The organism is Fortiea sp. LEGE XX443 (assembly GCF_015206815.1).
Classification (GTDB): Bacteria; Cyanobacteriota; Cyanobacteriia; order Cyanobacteriales; family Nostocaceae; genus Nostoc_B.
On the sequence record NZ_JADEXZ010000051.1, the window covers coordinates 1 to 19960 of the forward strand.

The 19960-nt window shown below is 41.5% G+C and carries 18 protein-coding genes; 11 read left to right on the forward strand and 7 right to left on the reverse strand.

Annotated features, from left to right (window positions below; all coding sequences use genetic code 11):
* Positions 1–684: YdcF family protein (locus IQ259_RS18110; RefSeq protein WP_193887268.1), on the reverse strand; the 684-nt coding region annotated here is incomplete at its 3' end.
* Between the two features lie 326 nt (positions 685–1010).
* Here IQ259_RS18110 and ctpB point away from each other — a divergent pair.
* From ctpB to IQ259_RS18125, 3 genes are all read left to right on the forward strand, one after another.
* Positions 1011–2348 carry a carboxyl-terminal processing protease CtpB gene (ctpB, locus tag IQ259_RS18115; protein WP_193887270.1) on the forward strand — a complete coding sequence of 446 codons (1338 nt, stop codon included), beginning with the start codon at positions 1011–1013 and terminating at the stop codon, positions 2346–2348.
* A 133-nt stretch (positions 2349–2481) separates the two neighbouring features.
* A complete protein-coding gene (locus IQ259_RS18120; protein ID WP_193887340.1) occupies positions 2482–3450 on the forward strand; it encodes a glycosyltransferase family 2 protein in 969 nt (322 codons plus the stop codon).
* A gap of 291 nt (positions 3451–3741) precedes the next feature.
* Positions 3742–4020 carry a hypothetical protein gene (locus IQ259_RS18125; protein ID WP_193887272.1) on the forward strand — a complete coding sequence of 93 codons (279 nt, stop codon included), beginning with the start codon at positions 3742–3744 and terminating at the stop codon, positions 4018–4020.
* Between the two features lie 58 nt (positions 4021–4078).
* Here the strand turns inward: IQ259_RS18125 and IQ259_RS18130 are convergent, their stop codons facing one another.
* Complete coding sequence (locus IQ259_RS18130; protein WP_193887274.1) at positions 4079–4993, reverse strand: ion channel; 915 nt, start codon at positions 4991–4993, stop codon at positions 4079–4081.
* Between the two features lie 109 nt (positions 4994–5102).
* Between IQ259_RS18130 and IQ259_RS18135 the strand changes: the two genes are divergently transcribed.
* Entirely contained in the window at positions 5103–6290 is a 1188-nt protein-coding gene (locus IQ259_RS18135) for an MFS transporter (protein ID WP_193887275.1), read from the forward strand.
* Positions 6291–6767: 477 nt separating this feature from the next.
* Positions 6768–7436, forward strand: a complete 669-nt coding sequence (locus tag IQ259_RS18140; protein WP_193887277.1) for a 2OG-Fe dioxygenase family protein — start codon at positions 6768–6770, stop codon at positions 7434–7436.
* 267 nt (positions 7437–7703) lie between these two features.
* Here the strand turns inward: IQ259_RS18140 and IQ259_RS18145 are convergent, their stop codons facing one another.
* Positions 7704–9101 carry an amidase gene (locus IQ259_RS18145; protein ID WP_193887279.1) on the reverse strand — a complete coding sequence of 466 codons (1398 nt, stop codon included), beginning with the start codon at positions 9099–9101 and terminating at the stop codon, positions 7704–7706.
* A gap of 227 nt (positions 9102–9328) precedes the next feature.
* Between IQ259_RS18145 and IQ259_RS18150 the strand changes: the two genes are divergently transcribed.
* Positions 9329–10819, forward strand: coding sequence for a hypothetical protein (locus IQ259_RS18150; protein WP_193887281.1), 1491 nt, complete (start codon positions 9329–9331; stop codon positions 10817–10819).
* A gap of 7 nt (positions 10820–10826) precedes the next feature.
* Here IQ259_RS18150 and IQ259_RS18155 read toward each other — a convergent pair whose 3' ends face one another.
* Positions 10827–12251 carry a WGR domain-containing protein gene (locus IQ259_RS18155; protein WP_193887283.1) on the reverse strand — a complete coding sequence of 475 codons (1425 nt, stop codon included), beginning with the start codon at positions 12249–12251 and terminating at the stop codon, positions 10827–10829.
* Between the two features lie 96 nt (positions 12252–12347).
* Positions 12348–13550, reverse strand: a complete 1203-nt coding sequence (locus IQ259_RS18160; protein WP_193887286.1) for a phosphoglycerate kinase — start codon at positions 13548–13550, stop codon at positions 12348–12350.
* 88 nt (positions 13551–13638) lie between these two features.
* On the opposite strand from IQ259_RS18160, the gene IQ259_RS18165 reads away from it, so the two are divergent.
* The 3 genes from IQ259_RS18165 (at position 13639) to IQ259_RS18175 (ending at position 15547) form a co-directional block, all read left to right on the forward strand.
* Positions 13639–14046, forward strand: coding sequence for a universal stress protein (locus tag IQ259_RS18165; RefSeq protein WP_193887288.1), 408 nt, complete (start codon positions 13639–13641; stop codon positions 14044–14046).
* A gap of 235 nt (positions 14047–14281) precedes the next feature.
* Entirely contained in the window at positions 14282–14806 is a 525-nt protein-coding gene (locus tag IQ259_RS18170) for a GerMN domain-containing protein (protein WP_193887290.1), read from the forward strand.
* A gap of 162 nt (positions 14807–14968) precedes the next feature.
* Entirely contained in the window at positions 14969–15547 is a 579-nt protein-coding gene (locus IQ259_RS18175; protein WP_193887292.1) for a Uma2 family endonuclease, read from the forward strand.
* Between the two features lie 152 nt (positions 15548–15699).
* Here the strand turns inward: IQ259_RS18175 and IQ259_RS18180 are convergent, their stop codons facing one another.
* Positions 15700–17163 carry a GTP-binding protein gene (locus IQ259_RS18180; protein ID WP_193887294.1) on the reverse strand — a complete coding sequence of 488 codons (1464 nt, stop codon included), beginning with the start codon at positions 17161–17163 and terminating at the stop codon, positions 15700–15702.
* 70 nt (positions 17164–17233) lie between these two features.
* Complete coding sequence (locus tag IQ259_RS18185; RefSeq protein WP_193887296.1) at positions 17234–17836, reverse strand: hypothetical protein; 603 nt, start codon at positions 17834–17836, stop codon at positions 17234–17236.
* A gap of 326 nt (positions 17837–18162) precedes the next feature.
* Between IQ259_RS18185 and tpiA the strand changes: the two genes are divergently transcribed.
* Together tpiA and folP are read left to right on the forward strand one after the other, a co-directional pair.
* Positions 18163–18888 carry a triose-phosphate isomerase gene (gene tpiA / locus IQ259_RS18190; protein WP_193887342.1) on the forward strand — a complete coding sequence of 242 codons (726 nt, stop codon included), beginning with the start codon at positions 18163–18165 and terminating at the stop codon, positions 18886–18888.
* A 221-nt stretch (positions 18889–19109) separates the two neighbouring features.
* Positions 19110–19949 (forward strand): dihydropteroate synthase, encoded by an 840-nt coding sequence (folP, locus tag IQ259_RS18195; RefSeq protein WP_193887297.1) that lies wholly within the window; start codon positions 19110–19112, stop codon positions 19947–19949.
* Positions 19950–19960 lie beyond the last annotated feature (11 nt).

A 19960-nucleotide genomic window follows, 5' to 3' on the forward strand; every position in this document is an offset into this window, starting at 1 on the left:
TCCTTGTCGTTCACAAACAAAACCTTTAACTTGCCAAGCCTGCATATCCACATCAGTAAGTTTGATTACATTTGAGCATTGTGGTTGAATAACTTGACTGATAACTGCCCACAATAAGCTCCGCGCCATATCAAATCCAGTTTTCCACCAATATTCACGATTACCAGGACGACCTTTCTCTTTGACTACCTCTGGTTCTACCCAAATTCCCTGCGCCCCTAAAAGAATCTGTGCCATCCATTTAGCTCTGGGGAAGTGAGTTGGAGAGCTAATTAATTTTACTTTATGTACTCCCCAGCGTCGCAGAATGGGAATCCCATAGTAGAAATTCTCAAAGGTAGAATCCGCACAATTTTCTAGCCAAACGTTTTGTAAATTTGCTGCTTCCCTTTGAAAAATCAGCCATATACATGGGTCTAAAGAACCGCGAGAAATTAAAATAGGGATTTCGGGATTTTGTTTTGCTTGTTGAGCAACATAGATTTCGCGGCGAATACTACCACCAAGTACAAACAAAGCATCAACTGGTTTGGAAGATGCAAAAGCTAAGGTTATAGTTGTGAAAATTAGCCAGCAGATCAAAACTAACCATAAACTACGGAAGAGATTTTGTAATAATTGCAACCATTTCTGTAATTTTCTCCGGTCAGAAATTGATGAAGTTCGAGTAAATTTATATTTCATGTCATAGCTAAAAAAAGCTGAGTTAAAGAATATCAAAAATACCAGCCAGCCAGCCAGCAAAATGCTATCTTATAAAATTAATATAGGGTGTAAATATGACACGATGAAAAGTGTCACAATAATTGTATGGGATGAGATTATACTGCTAAGTTATTTAGCAGATGTAGGGTCGCAACACTAATGGTAAGTAACGCAAAATTGTTAGGATAATTCAGAGGGGAAAATAATGAAGAAAGTTTAACTGAAAATAAAGTATAAAAACTTAAAAATCTCTGAAAAGCTTGATTGCTAAACTGTCAACAACACACCTATTCCAGTTAATATACATGAACTCATCTGCGAAACATTACTCGCCGCTCCAACTAGCAATGATTGGTGGAGCGATCGCCACGACAGCTGCTGTGTCCGTATTTGGTTCTGCTTGGACTCGCTGCGTTAGTGCCGCCCTACAAGATAGCCCTAAAGCCTTAGTTGACCAAGTATGGCAACTGGTAAATCGTGAGTATGTTGATGGTAATTTTAATCAACAAAATTGGCAAGCAATTAGGCAGAGCTTATTAAGTAAAGATTATTCTTCTAAACAAGAAGCATACGTAGCCATCCGCGAAGCTCTACAAAAATTGGGTGATCCGTACACAAGGTTTATGGATCCCAAACAGTATGAAGCTCTCACCAATCAAACTTCTGGGGAAGTTTCAGGTATTGGTATTCGGATGGAACTAAATGAAAAAACTCAGCGGCTAACGGTTGTAGAAGCCATAGAGAATTCCCCAGCGTTGAAAGCCGGGATTAAAGCTGGCGATGAGATATTAGCAATTGATGGGAAATCCACTTTGAAACTAAAGGTGGATGATGCTTCTCAGCTGATTCGTGGTAAAGCAGGTACTCCCATAACTTTACGTTTGGGAAGAACCGGACAAGGTACATTTGATTTAAAGCTGACACGGGCAACCATTGAAGTCCCAACAGTCAGTTATGGCCTAAAGCAAGAAAACAATCGCCGCGTTGGCTATATACGCTTAAGAGAGTTTAGTGGACATGCCGCCGAGCAAATGAGTCGAGCTATTCGTGATTTGAATGGTAAGAAAGTTGATGCTTTCGTATTAGACTTACGTGGGAACCCTGGTGGTTTATTGCAGGCAAGTATTGAAATTGCGCGGATGTGGATGGATAATGGTGCGATCGTCCGCACAGTTGACCGTCGGGGCGGCAGTGAACAAACTAAAGCCAATCGTACTGCTTTGACAAAACTCCCCGTGGCCATCTTGGTAGATGGTAGTTCAGCCAGTGCCAGCGAAATTTTAACAGGGGCGCTCAAAGATAACAAACGCGCAGTAGTCATTGGTAGCCAAACCTTTGGCAAAGCCTTAGTACAATCTGTTCATGAACTATCCGATGGTTCTGGTTTAGCTGTCACCATCGCCCACTACTACACCCCACTAGGAACAGATATTAACCGTAAGGGAATTACTCCAGATATCAAGATAGATTTGACAGAAGCTCAAGAACGCCAGTTAGCATCTAACCCTAGTTTAATCGGCACTCAAAGCGATCCGCAGTATGCTAGAGCGATCGCAGCTTTATCTAGTAACAGTTTCGCCCAGTCTTCAGTCATCCAAAACATTTCACCTGTGAGCGTTAGTACCGATAACTGGAAGTTCTAGTAGTCAAGAGTTCATGTATAGAGATTTCTCAATCTTGATTGCTGGAATTAGAAAAACTGTCTGACTAAACCTGCATAGGATTTTGGAATTGGGAATAATAATTAGTAATCCCATCGCCAAAATCCCCAATTTTATGAATCATCAGTCAGTTGACACAACCACCGCCACCAGGTTTTTGCCAATGGTTTCGGTGGTTGTTCCTATTTATAACGCTGAGGTAGATTTACCAGCATTAATTGGTTGTCTGTTGTCGCAAACCTACCCTAAAGATAGAGTAGAGTACTTGTTGGTAGATAATAACAGTAGCGATCGCACCCTCACCTTACTCCAAGACGCTGCCGCAAATTCCCCAATCACAATTCGTGCTTTCAGCGAAAACCAAATTCAAAGTTCCTACGCGGCGCGTAACACTGGGATTCGCGCCGCAATAGGTGAAATTATCGCCTTTACTGATGCTGACTGCCATCCACAACCACAATGGCTAGAGTCACTCGTTCAGCCCTTTGTCAATTCAGATGTGGTGATTGTAGCTGGTGAAATTACCGCGCTACCAGGCAACACTTTACTAGAACAATACGCAGAACTTCAAGAAATCTTATCGCAAAAGCATACCCTGGCTCATCCCTTTTGTGCATATGGTCAAACTGCTAATTTAGCAATTCGGCGCACTGCTTTAGAAAAAGTCGGTTTATTTCGTCCTTATTTGACAACAGGTGGTGATGCAGACATTTGCTGGCGGATTTTGCAACAAAACCTGGGGCGTTTAGAGTTTGCATCCCAGGCGATCGTGCAGCACCGCCACCGTGAGACACTCAAAGAACTTGCCAGTCAATGGCGACGCTATGGGCGATCAAATCGCTATCTGCATGAATTGTATGGTGTAGAATTAATGCCAGAAATGACACTGCCAGAATGTGGTTATCGCTTGGGACGTTGGATATTCAAGGAAGTACCCAAAAATATTGTGAAGGCGATCGCTGGTAAGGCTGGCATTGTAGATTTATTCAATACTCCCATTAGCGTGTTTGTCATCCAAGCTCGCGTCACTGGGCAAAAAAATGCTAAGTTACCGGAAAATGCCAAGCTAATTGCATGGCTGTAACAATATTTAGTGCAACTTTTTCTTAATTAGTAGCGGTTTTTAAGGCAAACTAGTACCGCCGTGAAGTCAAAATCTTGAGCTATTTAGAATGGGTGCTTTATTTACGCCGTATTGTGCTGGAAAATGCTATATCGTTAATAACTAGTAAATTTGGTGTTAAGCTGAAATATTATGGCACTCTTGATTTAAAAGTCTCAATTGCTGTATCTGTGCTTACTTTGTCTTTACAACAGATGTGCTAAAGTTTCTCATCCGCTGATTTCCTATAAAATTTTACAAGTTTAAATAGTCATGACAGAGCAATCAGATTTTCTATCTAATCTCTCTGACTTTCTTTATCCACGAAGTTGCTATTACGGTCAGTTCAAACCAGAATACCTAGTATTTAACGCCAATTTACAAGAATTTGCTCAAAGAGTCAGCTACATCAGTAATCTGCAAACCAATGGTAAACTTTCTCCAGAAGAAGCATACCAGCAAATTAAAGTTCTCTGGAAACAATTAAAACGCGCAAAAAAACAACTAGAAATTAAGACAGATATCTTAGATACAAACAACACCCAATCATAATACATCGTTTTTAAAGAAAAAACTTTGTGTTCCTCTGCATCTAAAACTGTATTCACCTCTACTCCAAAGGTAGAACATCATGAAAATGGCTGTAGTCAATGTACCGATGCCCATCAGATGCGTGGTGCAAGATATCGACAAAGCGATTATTCCATAAAATATCATTAGCACCGTAGCTATGACGTGCATGGACAACCTGTGCAACTGTTTCATCAATACCAGTCAAAGAGATCATTAATAAACAGTTGGTTTGGCTTAATGATTCTGATGTCATCCCATATAAAGGACTAGACTCATCAATGACGTGCATCACTGACCAACTTAAAATGAAACCAGGAGTTTGCTGCCTCAAAAGTTTCAAATCATATATACGACGCATGAAGTGACCTTCTGCGGTAACTTCATCACGCATTAAGTATACCCGCATCTGCGCTTCTAGAATTAAATTGCGCCGCTGGTTAGCAGCACGAAACATCAGAGTCGGTACTCCATCGTGGGGTAAAATCACAGCCACACGACTAAATATCACACGAGCCGTTGGACGAGAGAAACGGGCAAAGGCTAATCCTGTCATGACGGCAATTCCCATCACACCAACGATCGCCTCAATAGTGACAATAATATTAGCATAAGTTGTTTTCGGATACATAGCCCCGTAGCCAATGGATGCCAGGGTTTGCACACTAAAGAAAAAAGCATCGAAAAAAGAGCCTGGACGAGCATTGGTAATGCAATCTCCTCCTAACAAGTAAGCTATGGCAAATACAGTATTAATAGCTACATAAAAAACAAAAATCAGCAGTACAAATCCTGTCCACGGAATTGTCAGGAGTAGATGATAGGGATCGCGCCAGTAGGAGTGCCATACACCTAAGCCCATAATCTCGAAATTACCATTGTGAAACTTCAGGTGAATAATGGGTTGTGAACGCTGTCGTGGTTTCCGCGCAAGTCTCTTGAGTCGAAATTTCATCGGCTGTGATCAAAAGAACGGTTAATCGTCATTATGATTGGGGTTGAAAAGTCATTGTTTTCTGATACAGTGCAATTGCTAAGTCATACTGAGCGATTTTACACTGCTGATGAACCGAAATTTTTGGATTACTGCTTTAGTTGCCTTTATTAATTCCCTCAGTTTGACAGTTTTAATTCCCATTATCTATCTTTATGGCAAACAATTTGGACTGAGTGATTTCCAAACAAGTTTGTTATTTTCGATATACTCAATAGCTCAGTTTTTCGCCACACCTATTATTGGTAAACTGTCCGATCGCTTTGGGCGTAAACCTTTATTGATTATTAGTTTAACTGGGACTGTGATTGCTAATGCGATCGCGGGTCATGCAACCACAGCAGGCTGGCTGTTCTTCGCCAGATTTCTCGATGGGATTACTGGCGGTAATGCTTCGGTGGCGCAGGCGATTATTTCTGATGTCACCGCACCCGAAAACCGCGCTAAAGCTTTTGGTATTTATGGTGCAGCCTTTGGTTTAGGCTTTGTGTTGGGGCCAGTCACCAGTTTATTAGCCCAGCAATTTTCTCTAGGCGCAGCTTTTTTAGTTTCTGCGGCGATCGCATTTTTAGCACTGTTAATTACAATTTTCTGCTTACCAGAAACTTTGCGAACTAAAGCTGCTCAAGCACATAATCTCTTTGATCTTGGTTTGGGTAATTTAATTCGCGGTTTAGCTATGCCAAAAATCGGTGTACTGCTAATTATTAACTTTTTTATTGGCACAACTTTTACAATTTTTACTTACGCCTTTCAACCTTACTTTATTAAAGTTTTAGGACAAAATAGCCAATCTTTGACACTGATGTTTATTTTATTTGGCGTGTTGGGGACAATCATGCAAACTTGGGGTGTCTCACTTCTCAGCCGTAAATTTAATGTTGTGAGTATATTATTTCTAGCTTTATTTATTCGCAGTTTATCATTTATTATTATGCCAATTTGGCAGAACATTATTTATTTTGTCATAGTTAGTATCTTATATTCATTGTTTAATTCTTTAGTTCAACCCATGATCAATACACTTATTTCTCTCAATGCTAAATCACAAGACCAAGGTACAGCAATGGGATTAAACGCTTCTTATTTAAGTATTTCCAATGGTATTGGGCCTGTGATTGCTGGGATGCTCATCAATCAATCCTATCCTCAAACTTATAGCTATCCCTTATATTTAGCAGGTAGTCTTACCTTTCTAGTCTTATTTTTGGCAATCTTGACTCGCAAAAACTATATGCCTTCAATAACTGGTGAATAGCCAATAAGTTAGATTGATGTAAGGAAACTTAACATTTTTATCCATATTGGGTTCCGCTATCGCTACACCTAACTAATATCACGCGATGTGCGACTTATTTTTAACCGCTCTCCAAACTGCCAGGAGGAGCCACTGCGTTGCGCGGGAGCAAGTGGCGTTAGAAGCTTTAATTCTTGCTCCCTTTCCCTGTCTTTGCTACGCAACGCTACCGCGAACGACACGCTGCGCGTTGGCGTAGCCTCTCGTAGAGAAAGTAGGCAAGGGGTTAGGGGTTAGGGGTTAGGTTTGAGAGAAAGTTGCACACGGCGTAATATCGTTATTTAACACTTTTCATGGAAAAGTTATTACTTTATCACAATTTGTCAATTTATGTAGTCAATTTAACGACAGTTTAATAAAAAGTAGCATATACTCAGTGTATAAACCTCCGAAAAAGAAAAATAGCGGAGGATATAAACTTATAAGTAGGTAAATCCTATGCAAAAAGTATGGGAATCAACGGAATTAGAATACGCCTTTCTATTCACCTTAAGAAAGGTAAATTCAATTAATCCAGAAGGTTTTGAGCCATTTTTTAACAATCTACCTATTGATCCTTACATCAAAGGTAATTATCGTTCTAGAAGATTATCTCGGTTTATAGTTTCTGGCGAGCAATTAATTAAGCTACCTCATGGCTACCTCTTCCAAAGTAAGACATATAATCCTTTATTAGGAGATGTTAAAAGAGAGTTTTCTGAGTTGGAAGATGGCATTATTGAACTTGATATCTTTAAAAAGATGGTCTTAGCATTTAGTGATTCTTGTAAATTACATCCAGAAGCTGAGATAGGAGTTCATCAAATCAGAACTATCTGTTCGCCTGAGAATATGGGTAATCCCGCACCTGAAGGTATCCATCAGGATGGTACTGATTTTATCGGCATATTCTCTGTTGCTAGAAACAATATTCAAGGCGGAGAAACGCATTTATATACTGCTAAAAAAGAAAAGCCAGTGTTTAGCAAAGTGCTTAATTCTGGGGAAATCTTATTAGTCAACGACCACGAATTTTTCCACTTTACCACTCCCATCAAACCGCAAACTGATGGTTTAGGAATCAGAGATGTGTTTGTATTAACTTCCCCTAGCTTGCTGACTGAATGATTGTTTAGACTGTAAATTTATTCATCATTTGTGAAGAACAAAATCCCCGATTTTTTAAGAGGATGTTTGTGAAGTTGCTAGTGATGTATCAAATATTTTTAGATCCCCCTCCTTCAAAAGACTTGTGTATACACGGTAGCCCTTGTAGGGAAGGGGTTGGGGGTTAGGTTTGAGAGAAAGTTGCACACGGCTTTATCTAAAAGTATTTGCCACACATGAAGGACTTTTTAAACATTCTCTTACATCCCTACACCCCTTTTTAAGACATTACATAGCAAAAGCCGGACGATGCTGAATCCAAGGTTTCGCCGCTTCGATTTGGGCTGCGAGGCTAATTAAAGTAGCTTCCGCCGCCGGTTTACCAACCAACTGCACACTGATAGGTAAACCATGACTATCAAAACCCACAGGTAAGGCGATCGCTGGTTGTCCGGTGGCGTTAGCAGCTGGACAAGGGGCAACCCAACGCATAATATTTTGGAATGCTTCTTCTGGACTAAGCGCCGCCCATTCTCCTACCCGCATCGGTGAATGTAAATATACGGGCAGTACCAACACATCAAAATGGTCGAAAAATGCCACAATTTGACGTGACACAATTTGCATTTGCGATAAAGCCTGGAGATATTCAGCCACTGAACCTGTACGCGCCAGCAGCCAACGATTTACAGGCTGCAATACCTCCGCCGGAATTCCTGACGCAGCTACCCCAGCTTGCCAAACAATTTGGAATGGTTCGACTAATCCACTAAAATCTGGGCAGTTTTCCTCAACGGTGTTACCCAATTGTTGTAATAAATCCACTGTTTGCAATACGCCTTGCTGACAATTAGCATCCGCAACCCCCAAAGGAGAGATTTTAGTACTAAAGGCAATTCGCAACCCACGAATCTTCTCTTGGGTAGCGGCGAGAAATGATGGTTCAGGATCAGGTAGCCAATAGGGATCGCCTGTGAAGTAACCAGATATCGCGTCTAACATCGCCGCTGCATCAGCCACAGTTCTGGCAATGGGGCCGTTGACGGCGATTCCCCCCAAGCGATCGCCTACTGGGGCTTTGGTGACTCTTCCCCGCGATGGTTTAATCCCTACCAAACCACAACAAGCCGCAGGGCCACGAATTGAACCACCACCATCAGAACCTTGGGCGATCGCACATAATCCCGCCGCGACGGCTGCGGCTGCACCACCACTAGAACCGCCAGAAGTATATTCTAAGTTCCAGGGATTTCGGGACGGGGGAAAACCTGTTGGTTCGGTGTAGGGAAAGGAACCGATTTCGGAAGTGGCTGTTTTGCCGAGAATAATGAACCCCGCCTGTTTAATCCGAGTTACTACCCCGTCATCATAATCAGGGATGTTATTTAATAGTGCCGGATTGCCATAGGTACAGGGTACACCCGCCACAGTGTTGAGGTCTTTAATCGAAATTGGCACACCAAAAAAAGGCGGCAATTCTGAGGCTGTTGCCAGCATTTCGGTTTTTGCTTGGGCATCAGCGATCGCTAATTCTGCCGTCACTGTAAAATAACTACCTAATTGGGGATTCAATCGCTCAATTCTTTGTAAATATATTTCCACTAACTCTAGTGGCGACACTTCTCGATGACGGATTAATTGCCCTAACTCCACCGCTGGAGTAAATGCTAAATCAATTTCATTCATATTTGACTTTAGTTACCAATTGTTTCTATTTTGAAAATTTTTCAACTGAATTTGTTACTTTAGCAGGATTTCGGGGAAGTATGAATCCATAGCTCCTCAGATTTTTTAATCAATCAGGATGCTGTTCTACCAACAACAAGATTAGGCTTGTATTCAAGCTACCACCTTGCTACATAGTCATTTTAATTGTTTCACATAAACTTTCGGCAAATCCCCAAGGGATATTTATGGCTGATTTAGAAACTCTGGTAAATGAACTACCAAAAATTGTTCATAGTCTGAGGCTGAACATTGGGTATTCTCATGACATCATGCAACAAATTGCTATGATTAATAATGTTCAAGATAAACTACGTAATATTCAAGAAAAAATCAACTTTCAGCAAGTAACCAAATCACCTAAGACTACAATTACTTGCTTAGAAACAGTCCAGGAACCTTCTCACCATGAGGGTTACACAGTCTACATTTATAAATATGATTATCCAGGATTACTAACAGCAAAATTTGGTAAATTGCCAATAGATATTTCCTTAGGTGAACTTCAAGCAAAAATAGAGATTTGGATTGATTGGGGTGATTTAATTCAAGCTATAGCTGCTGATATTTTAAGCGATATCCAATTAGTTCAACAACTGAATATTGATGCCAATCATGACAGTATTCCTGCCACATTCCAAGCAGCAGAGGAAGTTTTAAAAATTAAATTAGATTTAGATAAACCGAGGATTTTACAACAACAAATCCAGCAAATCATCAAAGCTCAAGAAGATTCCTTAAAAATCAAAGAAAGATTAGAATTTATTTTTAACAATATTAAGCACAGTCATAGCTTATTAAATATTTTACTTGGAGTGTCATCTTTTTGTGGTAAATCCGGCTTTACATTAGAGTGGCTAGATGATGATCAGGAACTAATTATATCTGGCGATGGCAGATTGCAAGAATTAACCGATATTATTAATGATTGTGAATTTTACCAAGATAAAATAGATTCTTTGATTTTACAGATTAGTTCCTTGAGAGTAAAATCTGAGAAAGCCTTAGTTAAAGCTATATCTAGAAGACACAACTTAGGAAATTTTAACCTGCTAAAAAAGTTTAAAAACCAAAGTATAGCTCGTTATAGTGGAATGATTGCTGTTAGTTTATTAGCTTTAAGTTTTGGCGGTTGGATGATCAAAGCTGAAATTCCCCAACTGCAACAAATTAACTTAAACTTTAATCAAGAAGAAACTGCGATCGCTCATTTTAAAGCTGCTCAAAATTTGGGTTTAGAAGCTTCTGGTTTAGTGCAGTCACCACCTCATCCCCTAATTATTTGGCAACAAGCAGAATCTAAATGGCAAGAGGCAATCAAATTACTAGAAAGTATACCGGAACGCACATCAGTTTCCGCTCAAGCTAAAGATAAGTTAGTGTATTATCGTTTTTACCGTACAGCCATCAGTCAACGAATAACTGCCGAAAAAAAAGCTGTAGCTAATTTAGAAACAGCCCATAAACTGGCAATAGAAGCCCATTTTTTCATTCAAAGTTTCCCTCATTCATTATCGGTTAGAGAGCAAGCAAAAGACAAATTGCAACAAGCAACTAATCTTTTAAAAGATATTCCTAAAAATACATCTATTTATCCACAAGCTAAAGAAACGCTGCTGAATTACAGCAAAATTCAGGAGTCAGAATTTGGCATGAAACAGGCAACAGACAATAGGTAATAGTTGCTTATTCCCTGATTTTTTTAATATCTCCATAGGCGCGATAAAAGCCACCTCTACCTGATTCTCGTACTTCTTGAACGAGATAGCGATCGCCTGCTTGGCGAATATTTTTGGGAAACTGCACGTTCCAGTTAAAATTGTACCCTGGGGAAATAACTCTGACACGCAATTGACTGCCATCTTGAAAACACTCGACAATTACCCCAGCACTTGTATCTGTGGTAGTTTCGAGAACTTCAGAAGGTGCGGCTCCCTCAGTTTTTGGTGCTTTAATAATAGTTGCTGTGGGAATTGTACCAGCCTGAGCAGATGCGATCGCAGTTTCACCTGCATCGATACAAGCTAAAACACCATCGGTAGTGACAATATAAATTCGAGATTCGTCAAACTGCATGGATAAAGCTGAACCACATCCAGTCCCCAGCTTCCACAGTCTTTCCCCAGCTTGGTTAAAGCAGTAAATAGAAGAATTATTGTCACCAGCAAATACATATTTGCCATTTTGTGCAGTGGCGCAAGAATAAACTGCCGCATCGCACTTATATATTGTTAGTGGCTTACCTTGCTTGCTAAAACTGTAAATTTTTTGGTCGCTAGTACCTGCGTAAACTGCTGATGCTTCTTGCCAACCGAATAGCACACTCCCAGCAGTCTTTTGATGCCAAAGCATTCGACCCTCTTGATGATCATACATCGTCACGCCTTGACTATGACCGTGATAAATTCCAACTTCATCGCAGCGAACCATCCAGCCAGAATCACCTTGACTCAACCGCGTCCATTGTGATTCATCATCATGATCTATGGTTGTCACACCACCGTTAGCATCAGAGACAGCCAACAAACCATCTTTAATGTCTAGCCAGAAAATATCGACATTTTCATCAATCTTGTAGGCGATGCGGGGTAACTTACCCGTCAAATCGTAGACATTGCCATCATCACAGCCAGCATAAATCCAGATATCATCAGCTACTAAACATTTAACACCATCAGGTAACTTAAACTGATTGCTGACTTTACCTTCATGGTTTAAAGCAAAAACTTGACCTGCTTGATTACCTACCCAGCAACGATTAGCATCAATGAAAATCCCAAAAGCCGCTGAATTAGCCGCAAATTTCCACAAAATTGGCGCTTGTTGGGCTGTCGAGACAGTACTAGTAACTTCGCGGCGAGTCACAGAACGCTTTTGACGCACACCCATAACAGCGGGTTCATAACCTTTTTTTAGCTTTTCGTTAATTTTTTTCGCTGCTTCAGCTTTTGCTTTTTCTGGTGTCGGGTAAGTTTTCGTTTGTGTCTGTCCTACGTCACCGATGCGTCCGTAGCGGATGCTGACTTGAGTATCTTCAACTATAACCTCATAAAACTTGTGGGAACTTCCACCATCTTCTGATAACTCTAAGTATGTCGTTTCTTTAGCCATGATAGAAATATTCACAAAAATAGCAAGGGTACATGATGCCGCACCCTTACTAAAATTGTCATAAATTAGCAGATTTGGACAATAGCTGGAGCAATCTTATGCTTCATCTAAAGCTGCAATACCGGGCAGAACTTTGCCTTCGAGTAATTCTAAACTAGCGCCGCCACCAGTAGAAATGTGGCTCATTTGGTCAGCCAAACCAACCTTTTCTACAGCAGCTACAGAGTCACCGCCACCGATAATAGTGGTTGTACCAGTTTTGCTAATTTCTGCTAGAGTGTGAGCGATCGCTTCTGTACCGACAGCAAATTTGTCAAACTCAAATACACCCATTGGCCCGTTCCAAATAACTGTCTTACAATCAGCAAGGGCTTCTTGGAAGACTTTCACAGAATCGGGGCCGATGTCTAGTCCCATACCATCGCTGGGGATATTCTCAATGCTGACGGTGGTAGCATTGGCATCGGGGGCAAATTTATCAGCCGATACAATATCTGTAGGTAGCAAAAAGGTGACACCACGTTCTTTAGCTTTAGCTTCCAAAGATTTCGCTAGTTCTAGCTTGTCTTCTTCTACCAGAGATTTACCAACATTTAAACCACGGGCTTTGTAGAAGGTGAAAATCATTCCACCGCCAATGATTAGCTTGTCGCACTTCTCTAGTAGGGTTTCAATTACGCCAATTTTGCTAGAAACCTTAGAACCACCAATAATCGCAGCTAAAGGACGTTGGGGATTTTCAATCGCACTTTGTAGGTATTGCAATTCTTTTTCAACCAAATATCCAGCCACAGCCGGACTGAGGAATTGAGTCACTCCTTCGGTGGAAGCATGGGCGCGGTGTGCTGTACCGAAAGCATCATTTACGTAAAAATCAGCATTAGAAGCTAGTTTTTTGGCAAATTCTGAGTCGTTCTTCTCTTCTTCTTTGTAAAAGCGAACATTTTCCAATAACAGCACTTGACCATTTTGTAAAGCCGCCACTTTAGCAGCCACTTCATCACCAATACAGTCATCTGTTTTAATGACTTCTTGCCCCAACAACTCCGAGAGGCGCTTGGCAACAGGTGTGAGGCGCAGTTTGTCATCTACACCCTTGGGACGACCAAAATGGCTTGCTAGAATGACCTTAGCGCCCTTCTGCGTCAAATCTTTAATGGTTGGTAAAGCGGCGCGAATGCGAGTATCATCTGTGATGTTGCCTTGGTCATCCACAGGTACATTAAAGTCAACTCGCACGAAAGCGCGTTTACCTGAAATATCAGCCGCAGATAAACTTGCTAAAGTTTTTTTGGACACAGCCAAACCCTCCTGATTGCCTTTTTGTTATCGTTTTGAAAGTATAACCATCAAGATTTTACCGGAGTCCGGGGTGCGGAGGAGAGATATGTTTAAGACAGTGTTATTTCCAATCGATCAAAGTCGGGAAGCACGGGAAGCTGCTGATGTAGTTGCCAATGTCGTGCAGAAATATGGTAGTCGTTTGGTGTTGCTCTCTGTGGTTGAGGAACCCTCCGCAGAAGCACAGACGACTGATCCGATGGTGTCATCAGAGGTAGTTGCCAAACTATTAGCAAATGCTCAAGCTTTGTTCTCACAGTTAGGTATTCAGGTAGAAGTTTTGGAACGGCAAGGCAAACCAGCGTTTACTATTTGTGATGTCGCTGATGAAATCGCCGCAGATTTAATTATTATGGGTTGTCGCGGACTCGGCTTAACGGAGGAGGGTGCAACTGATAGCGTGACAACACGGGTGATTAATCTATCTCCTTGCCCAGTGTTGGTAGTGCCTTAATCTAGCTGTACTTACATAGGCGAGTAGTCTGTCAAAAAGAAGGGTTTGGGGGCAGGGAGACACAAAGGTAGGGCTGTATCACTATATCTTTGTGTCTCAGCTTCAGCCTCAATCATCTCATTTATAGTTAATTAATCACATCTAGATTAAGTACAATAACAGCGAATTAGCAATTTTATACGGAATTCCTAGTAAGGACACTGGAGTTGATAGAGTAAAGCATGGCACTACGAATATGAGTAAAAGATATTTATTACCATTTATAGTTATGGCGATCGCAGCCAGCCTTGGTAGTTGCAATTCTAGCCCTACATCAAGCAAAATTGACAACGCAACTCCAACACCTAGCCAAAGCCCCAGTATGGCTGAACTCCGAGCCAGGCCAGCAGCCACACCCAAAGCGGTGACGGGTAAAACCATCAATGTTACCCTATACAGCAGCGATACCCAATGTCAAGAACTGCTTCCACAAAAAGTTTCAGTCCCAGCCGAGGAACCAATGACAAATGCAGTCGGAAAAATCATCGAAGCCAGAGATACAGCCGACTTTAGCTTATCTGGTTATCGCGTCAAAGTTCAAAATGGCGTTGCTACAGTTGATTTGCGTTTATCTCCCCAGTCAAAGCGACAAATAGCTTCCCTTTCTAGCTGTGAACAGTTTGCTTTATTTGGCAGTCTCCGCAAAACTTTAACCAGTAATTCTCAATGGAAGATTAAAAACGTGCGCTTCACCGAAAAAGGCGAAGAAATCGTACTTTAAACTTGAAGTTTTTAATTATTCAGAATCAGGAATGTACCCAAAGACATCCTTGCTAATTTGGCAAATTTAGAGGTGGAAATTGAGCAAGAGATGAAGGACTTGGGGAGGATGTTGCCATAATAGATCAAGCTAATGATGTTTTTAGCAAAAAGTAAGGTGATTATGGCAATCACATTAGATAAAGCCGCATCTGAGAAGATGACTCTTGAAGAGTTCTTTAATTATGACGATGGTACAGATGCAATATATGAGTTTGAAGATGGAAAATTGCTGCTGATGACAGCCGAGAGTGAAATCAATCGACGGATTGCTATGTTTATCCTTGTCTGCTTTGTGCAGCTGGGTATTCCAGCTTACCGGCTATCGATGAAAACAGAAATTGTGACTACTGGCTCACGGGTACGCGTTCCTGATTTGGTAGTGTTTTCTGAGGAGTTGGCGATCGCTATGGAGGGTGCTAAACGATCTACAATAATGCCAGAAATGCCGCCGCCGTTATTGGTAGTTGAGGTGGTGAGTCCCAATCAGAGTAGTCGTGACTATCGCTATAAGCGATCTGAGTATGGGGCGCGGGGTATTACTGAGTATTGGATTGTTGATCCCATCGCCCAAAAGGTAACAGTATTGGAATGGGTGGAGGGTTTGTATGAGGAGCAGGTGTATGTGGGGGATAGCGCGATCGCTTCGTTGGTATTTGCTGATCTAAAATTAACTGCTGTTCAAGTTTTGCAAGCGTCTTAACGCGTTCTGTTTGTGTAGCTGCGATTTCCCATCGCCAAGCATAGTCTAAATTTAGGCTTTATAGCAGCAGCCAAGGCAGTTAGGACATCGGCCAATGATAAAACTCATGCACTAAAAGACTTTTAACCCTGTCACCTGTCACCTGTTCTCTGTCACCTGCTATACTTTCTAACTTTCAACTTTAATTGCAACTCATCCTTAATCCGGTTGAGAATTGATGCTTCATCTAGATTAGCCAAAATTTTACTAATGACTGCTTTTGGCCCATCTGGCCCCCAAGTTGCACCATTGGCTAAATAAGCTTTTGTCACCTGTCCAATGCCGTAAGAAGACACACCAGCTACACCTGCTTGCGTTAGCGCTACTGAAATGTAAGGGACAAGGGTAGCGCCACCTGTAGCGGGTGCAGAGATACCAAGTAAAGTTTTTAAACCACTCAAACCTAAGTTTGCGAGTAATTCGCTGACACCAATTCCACCCATACTTAGGGCAATTTTTTGCAGCAATTTTATAGCCCCGGCTTCAGTCATGGGGATGGCGTAGAGTTTAGATAATCCCAAAATTAAAGCAATATCAATGACTATGCTGCTCAGTATATCTACGACTGTAACCGGATTAAGAGCGATCGCTAATGCTTTGGTCATCACAGCTTGCCAAATCAATTGATTGGCGTTCTGTTCCCGAATTATCAGTTTGCGTTGTACCAATTGCTCATTTACGGTGTCTGCATACAGCATAGAGTTAAGTGCAACTAAAGCTTTGCCCTCTCGCTGCAAAATCTCTAATATTTTCAGCTTCAATTCTTCTACTTGGGCATTTCCTGTACGCAACTGCAAACCCCTACTACCATCAGGACGAATCACTGCTGTCTTCACCAATGGCGAGGCTGCTGACATGACAATTTCTAAAGGGGTAAGTAACTCTTTTACCCTTTCATCCCGAATTTTTTCATAAATTGCCATGCGATCGGCTTCGGGATACTGGTCTACTTTGTTAAACACCAAAATTATCGGTTTTCCCGCTTCCCGCAATTGCGAAAGGGCTTGGTGTTCTATTTTGGTCATGTCACCAGAAATCACAAACAAAATCAAATCTGCTTGTTTTGCTATTTGTTCTGCCAAAGCTGCACGAGTATCACCATCAATTTCATCCAATCCAGGAGTATCAATTAGTTCTACCTGCGATTGACCAACACTAGGTAAAGTGACTCGCAAAGCTCGTTCTGTTTTTCCAACAAGTTCCTCGTGAATACTCCAATTAACCCGTTGTGCAGCACGAGTCACACCATGCAAAGGGCCAGTTTCAAATACAGGTTGTCCTACCAAAGCATTGAGTAGAGATGATTTACCCCGTCCTACCATGCCAAATGCAGCAATCTGCACAACCATGCAGTCTAACTTTGCCAACATGGATTCTAAATCATCTAGTTCTGTCTCCAACCCTGCTTTTTCTGGCGGTGTGAGGTCAAGATTAGCTACCAAGTTTCGCAGTGCTGTTTGGGCTTGTTTATAATTTAGTTCCGCTTGAATATCTTCAAAGCTAAAAATGGCACTATCTAGCTCTTCCTCCCAGTTGGGTGAGTCACTGTGATGCGGTTCTGGCAATTTGGACGGCATGTTAATTTTGAATTAACCTCTTTATTTGATCCTAGTTATTTTTTACAGGGTATGGGTTATTAGTTTTTGTTCAGCCTGCTTTCACCATCCACACCAGAAAACTCAGAATTGTCTCAATCGGAGGTAGAGGATAATCGCTAAAATCAATTGTTACTGTTTGTCCTTCTAATTTGAGAAATCGCCATTGTGTCCCACTGCTGACAGTACCGTAAATTGCTGTGATAGGTTGTCCTTTGGCTTCATTGAATCTTTGTGCAGCCACCATTTCGGCAATACATTGTCCTAGTCCTGATTTTAAATCTGATTTTTTCGCCTCTACAATCATAATTGCCGGCGCTTCCACTGTTAATTGTTCAGGTGAACGACTAATGAGGAAGTCGCATACACCATTAAGTCCAATACTCGTATCAACGTTAAACTCTTCACCCGAAAACACGCTGATGGCAGAATGGAGAACGCGCCGCACTTCCAAAAGAACAGGATTAATAATTACTTCAGAACGTGCTTTTTCTGTATCAACTGCGATCGCCCAAGGTAAATCCTCTAAAATAGCTTGCAGTCTGGGGCTTGGTTTCACAGGTTCAATATTTTCGGGAAAAAAGCGCACTCCCTCTATAATCATCAGGTGAAAATCTTGCTTCAACCTGTCAATGGTAAATTGACTATAGAGCATAGAGACTCATTATTGATCACTTTACTAAAGTGTAGTATCTGATATTTGTATTCATAGCCTAACGTCTTTAGGACAAGTTTTCGCTAATGAAAATAAGTAGAAAGGTGCAAATAAAAGGAACTATGTAACGGAAAGTAAAGTAGCTTGAAAACCTCTTGCCTTCTGCCCTCTGCCTCCTGCCTTGTCATAACGACAATTTTTAACACCGACCTACTTAGGACTCACTTCGCGATCACTCTTTAACCTCTTGGTGGGCTTGGAGTGTCATAAAAAGTAGTAGAGTGAAGAGTGCATCTATTAGCGTTAGGAATTTGACTACATCACCTGTGCGGAAAATCGTTATTGCCGGTAACTGGAAAATGTTCAAGATCCAGGCAGAGACTCAAGATTTCTTGCGAGGGTTTCTGCCTCATTTAGACGAAACTCCTTCAGAGCGAGAAGTATTATTGTGTCCTCCTTTCACCGATTTAAGCATTTTGTCTAAAAGTTTGCATGGCAGTCGTGTACAACTAGGAGCGCAAAATGTCCATTGGGAAGAATCTGGAGCTTACACTGGTGAAATTGCCCCTCCCATGCTCACAGAAATTGGTGTCCGTTATGTAATTGTCGGTCACAGCGAACGACGGCAATATTTTGGCGAAACAGACGCAACTGTAAATCTTCGTCTGAAAGCGGCTCAAAAATACGGTTTAACCCCGGTTTTCTGTGTAGGGGAAACCAAACAACAACGAGATGCGGGAGAAACCGAATCACTGATTACTACTCAACTAGAAAAAGGCCTAGTGGATGTAGACCAAGATAATTTGGTGATTGCTTATGAACCGATTTGGGCAATTGGTACTGGTGACACTTGTGAAGCAAAAGAAGCTAATCGAGTTATTGGCTTAATTCGCAGTCAGTTGAAAAACCCCAATGTTTCGATTCAATATGGTGGCTCAGTCAAGCCAAATAATATTGATGAGATTATGGCTCAACCAGAAATTGACGGCGTGCTTGTGGGAGGAGCAAGTCTGGAACCTGAGAGTTTTGCCCGGATTGTCAACTATCAATGATTGTATATGCAGCGCCTTTTCCCTGGTACTGCCAGGGAATGGGAATACCAATTTTGAATTTTAGATTTTGGATTAAGTCAACAGTTATAGCAGTAGCCAAGGCAGTTAGGACATCGGCCAATGATAAAACTCATGCACTAAAAAACTTTTAACCCTGTCACCTGTCACCTGCCATAACAGTCAACAGAAGATTAATGCGGCACATCTGATTAAAGCGTTGTATGTCTGATAATTTGATAATTCGAGGGCGTTGTTTCCAGTGGGGACAACGTACTTATTTGATGGGAGTGTTGAATGTAACGCCTGATAGTTTTAGTGACGGTGGAGATTTTAATAGTACCTCTGCGGCGTTGGCTCAAGCACAAGCAATGGTAGCTGCTGGTGCTGACATAATTGATGTAGGCGGGCAGTCAACTCGACCGGGTGCAGAGCAAATTACTCTCACAGAAGAACTAGAGCGAGTTATCCCCATCATAGAAGTGCTACGACGTGAGATTACAGTACCGATTTCTGTAGATACAACTAGGGCTACTGTAGCAAAAGCGGCGATAGAAGCTGGAGCAGATATTGTTAATGATATTTCTAGCGGTACATTTGACTCAGAAATGTTACCGGCAGTCGCCAGTCTAGATGTGCCAATTGTGCTGATGCACATCCGAGGAACACCACAGATGATGCAACAAATGACTGAGTATGAAGATGTACTGGGAGAGATTGCAAGTTTTTTGACAAGACGAATTGTTACAGCAACCAAAGCAGGTATTAACCTGGAGAAAATTATTCTCGATCCTGGGATTGGCTTTGCTAAGAATTATGAGCAGAATTTAGAAATTTTGCGTAACTTGCGATCGCTCACATTCCTAAACTGCCCTATCCTAGTAGGCGTATCCCGCAAAAGTTTTATTGGTCGCATTCTCAATCAACCAGATCCCAAAGCACGCATCTGGGGAACAGCAGCAGCTTGTTGTGCTGCTATTGCTAACGGCGCTGATATCCTGCGAATTCACGATGTCAAAGAAATGCGCGAAGTTTCCTTAGTTGCTGATACATTATTCCGATAAAGCAATTGTTT

Excerpts from the sequence above, each read along its gene's own strand:
- ctpB (WP_193887270.1), top strand. The coding sequence starts at position 1,011 with ATGAACTCATCTGCGAAACATTACTCGCCGCTCCAACTAGCAATGATT.
- IQ259_RS18120 (WP_193887340.1), top strand. The coding sequence starts at position 2,482 with ATGAATCATCAGTCAGTTGACACAACCACCGCCACCAGGTTTTTGCCA.
- IQ259_RS18125 (WP_193887272.1), top strand. The coding sequence starts at position 3,742 with ATGACAGAGCAATCAGATTTTCTATCTAATCTCTCTGACTTTCTTTAT.
- IQ259_RS18130 (WP_193887274.1), bottom strand. The coding sequence starts at position 4,993 with ATGAAATTTCGACTCAAGAGACTTGCGCGGAAACCACGACAGCGTTCA.
- IQ259_RS18135 (WP_193887275.1), top strand. The coding sequence starts at position 5,103 with ATGAACCGAAATTTTTGGATTACTGCTTTAGTTGCCTTTATTAATTCC.
- IQ259_RS18140 (WP_193887277.1), top strand. The coding sequence starts at position 6,768 with ATGCAAAAAGTATGGGAATCAACGGAATTAGAATACGCCTTTCTATTC.
- IQ259_RS18145 (WP_193887279.1), bottom strand. The coding sequence starts at position 9,101 with ATGAATGAAATTGATTTAGCATTTACTCCAGCGGTGGAGTTAGGGCAA.
- IQ259_RS18150 (WP_193887281.1), top strand. The coding sequence starts at position 9,329 with ATGGCTGATTTAGAAACTCTGGTAAATGAACTACCAAAAATTGTTCAT.
- IQ259_RS18155 (WP_193887283.1), bottom strand. The coding sequence starts at position 12,251 with ATGGCTAAAGAAACGACATACTTAGAGTTATCAGAAGATGGTGGAAGT.
- IQ259_RS18165 (WP_193887288.1), top strand. The coding sequence starts at position 13,639 with ATGTTTAAGACAGTGTTATTTCCAATCGATCAAAGTCGGGAAGCACGG.
- IQ259_RS18170 (WP_193887290.1), top strand. The coding sequence starts at position 14,282 with ATGAGTAAAAGATATTTATTACCATTTATAGTTATGGCGATCGCAGCC.
- IQ259_RS18175 (WP_193887292.1), top strand. The coding sequence starts at position 14,969 with ATGGCAATCACATTAGATAAAGCCGCATCTGAGAAGATGACTCTTGAA.
- IQ259_RS18180 (WP_193887294.1), bottom strand. The coding sequence starts at position 17,163 with ATGCCGTCCAAATTGCCAGAACCGCATCACAGTGACTCACCCAACTGG.
- IQ259_RS18185 (WP_193887296.1), bottom strand. The coding sequence starts at position 17,836 with ATGCTCTATAGTCAATTTACCATTGACAGGTTGAAGCAAGATTTTCAC.
- folP (WP_193887297.1), top strand. The coding sequence starts at position 19,110 with ATGTCTGATAATTTGATAATTCGAGGGCGTTGTTTCCAGTGGGGACAA.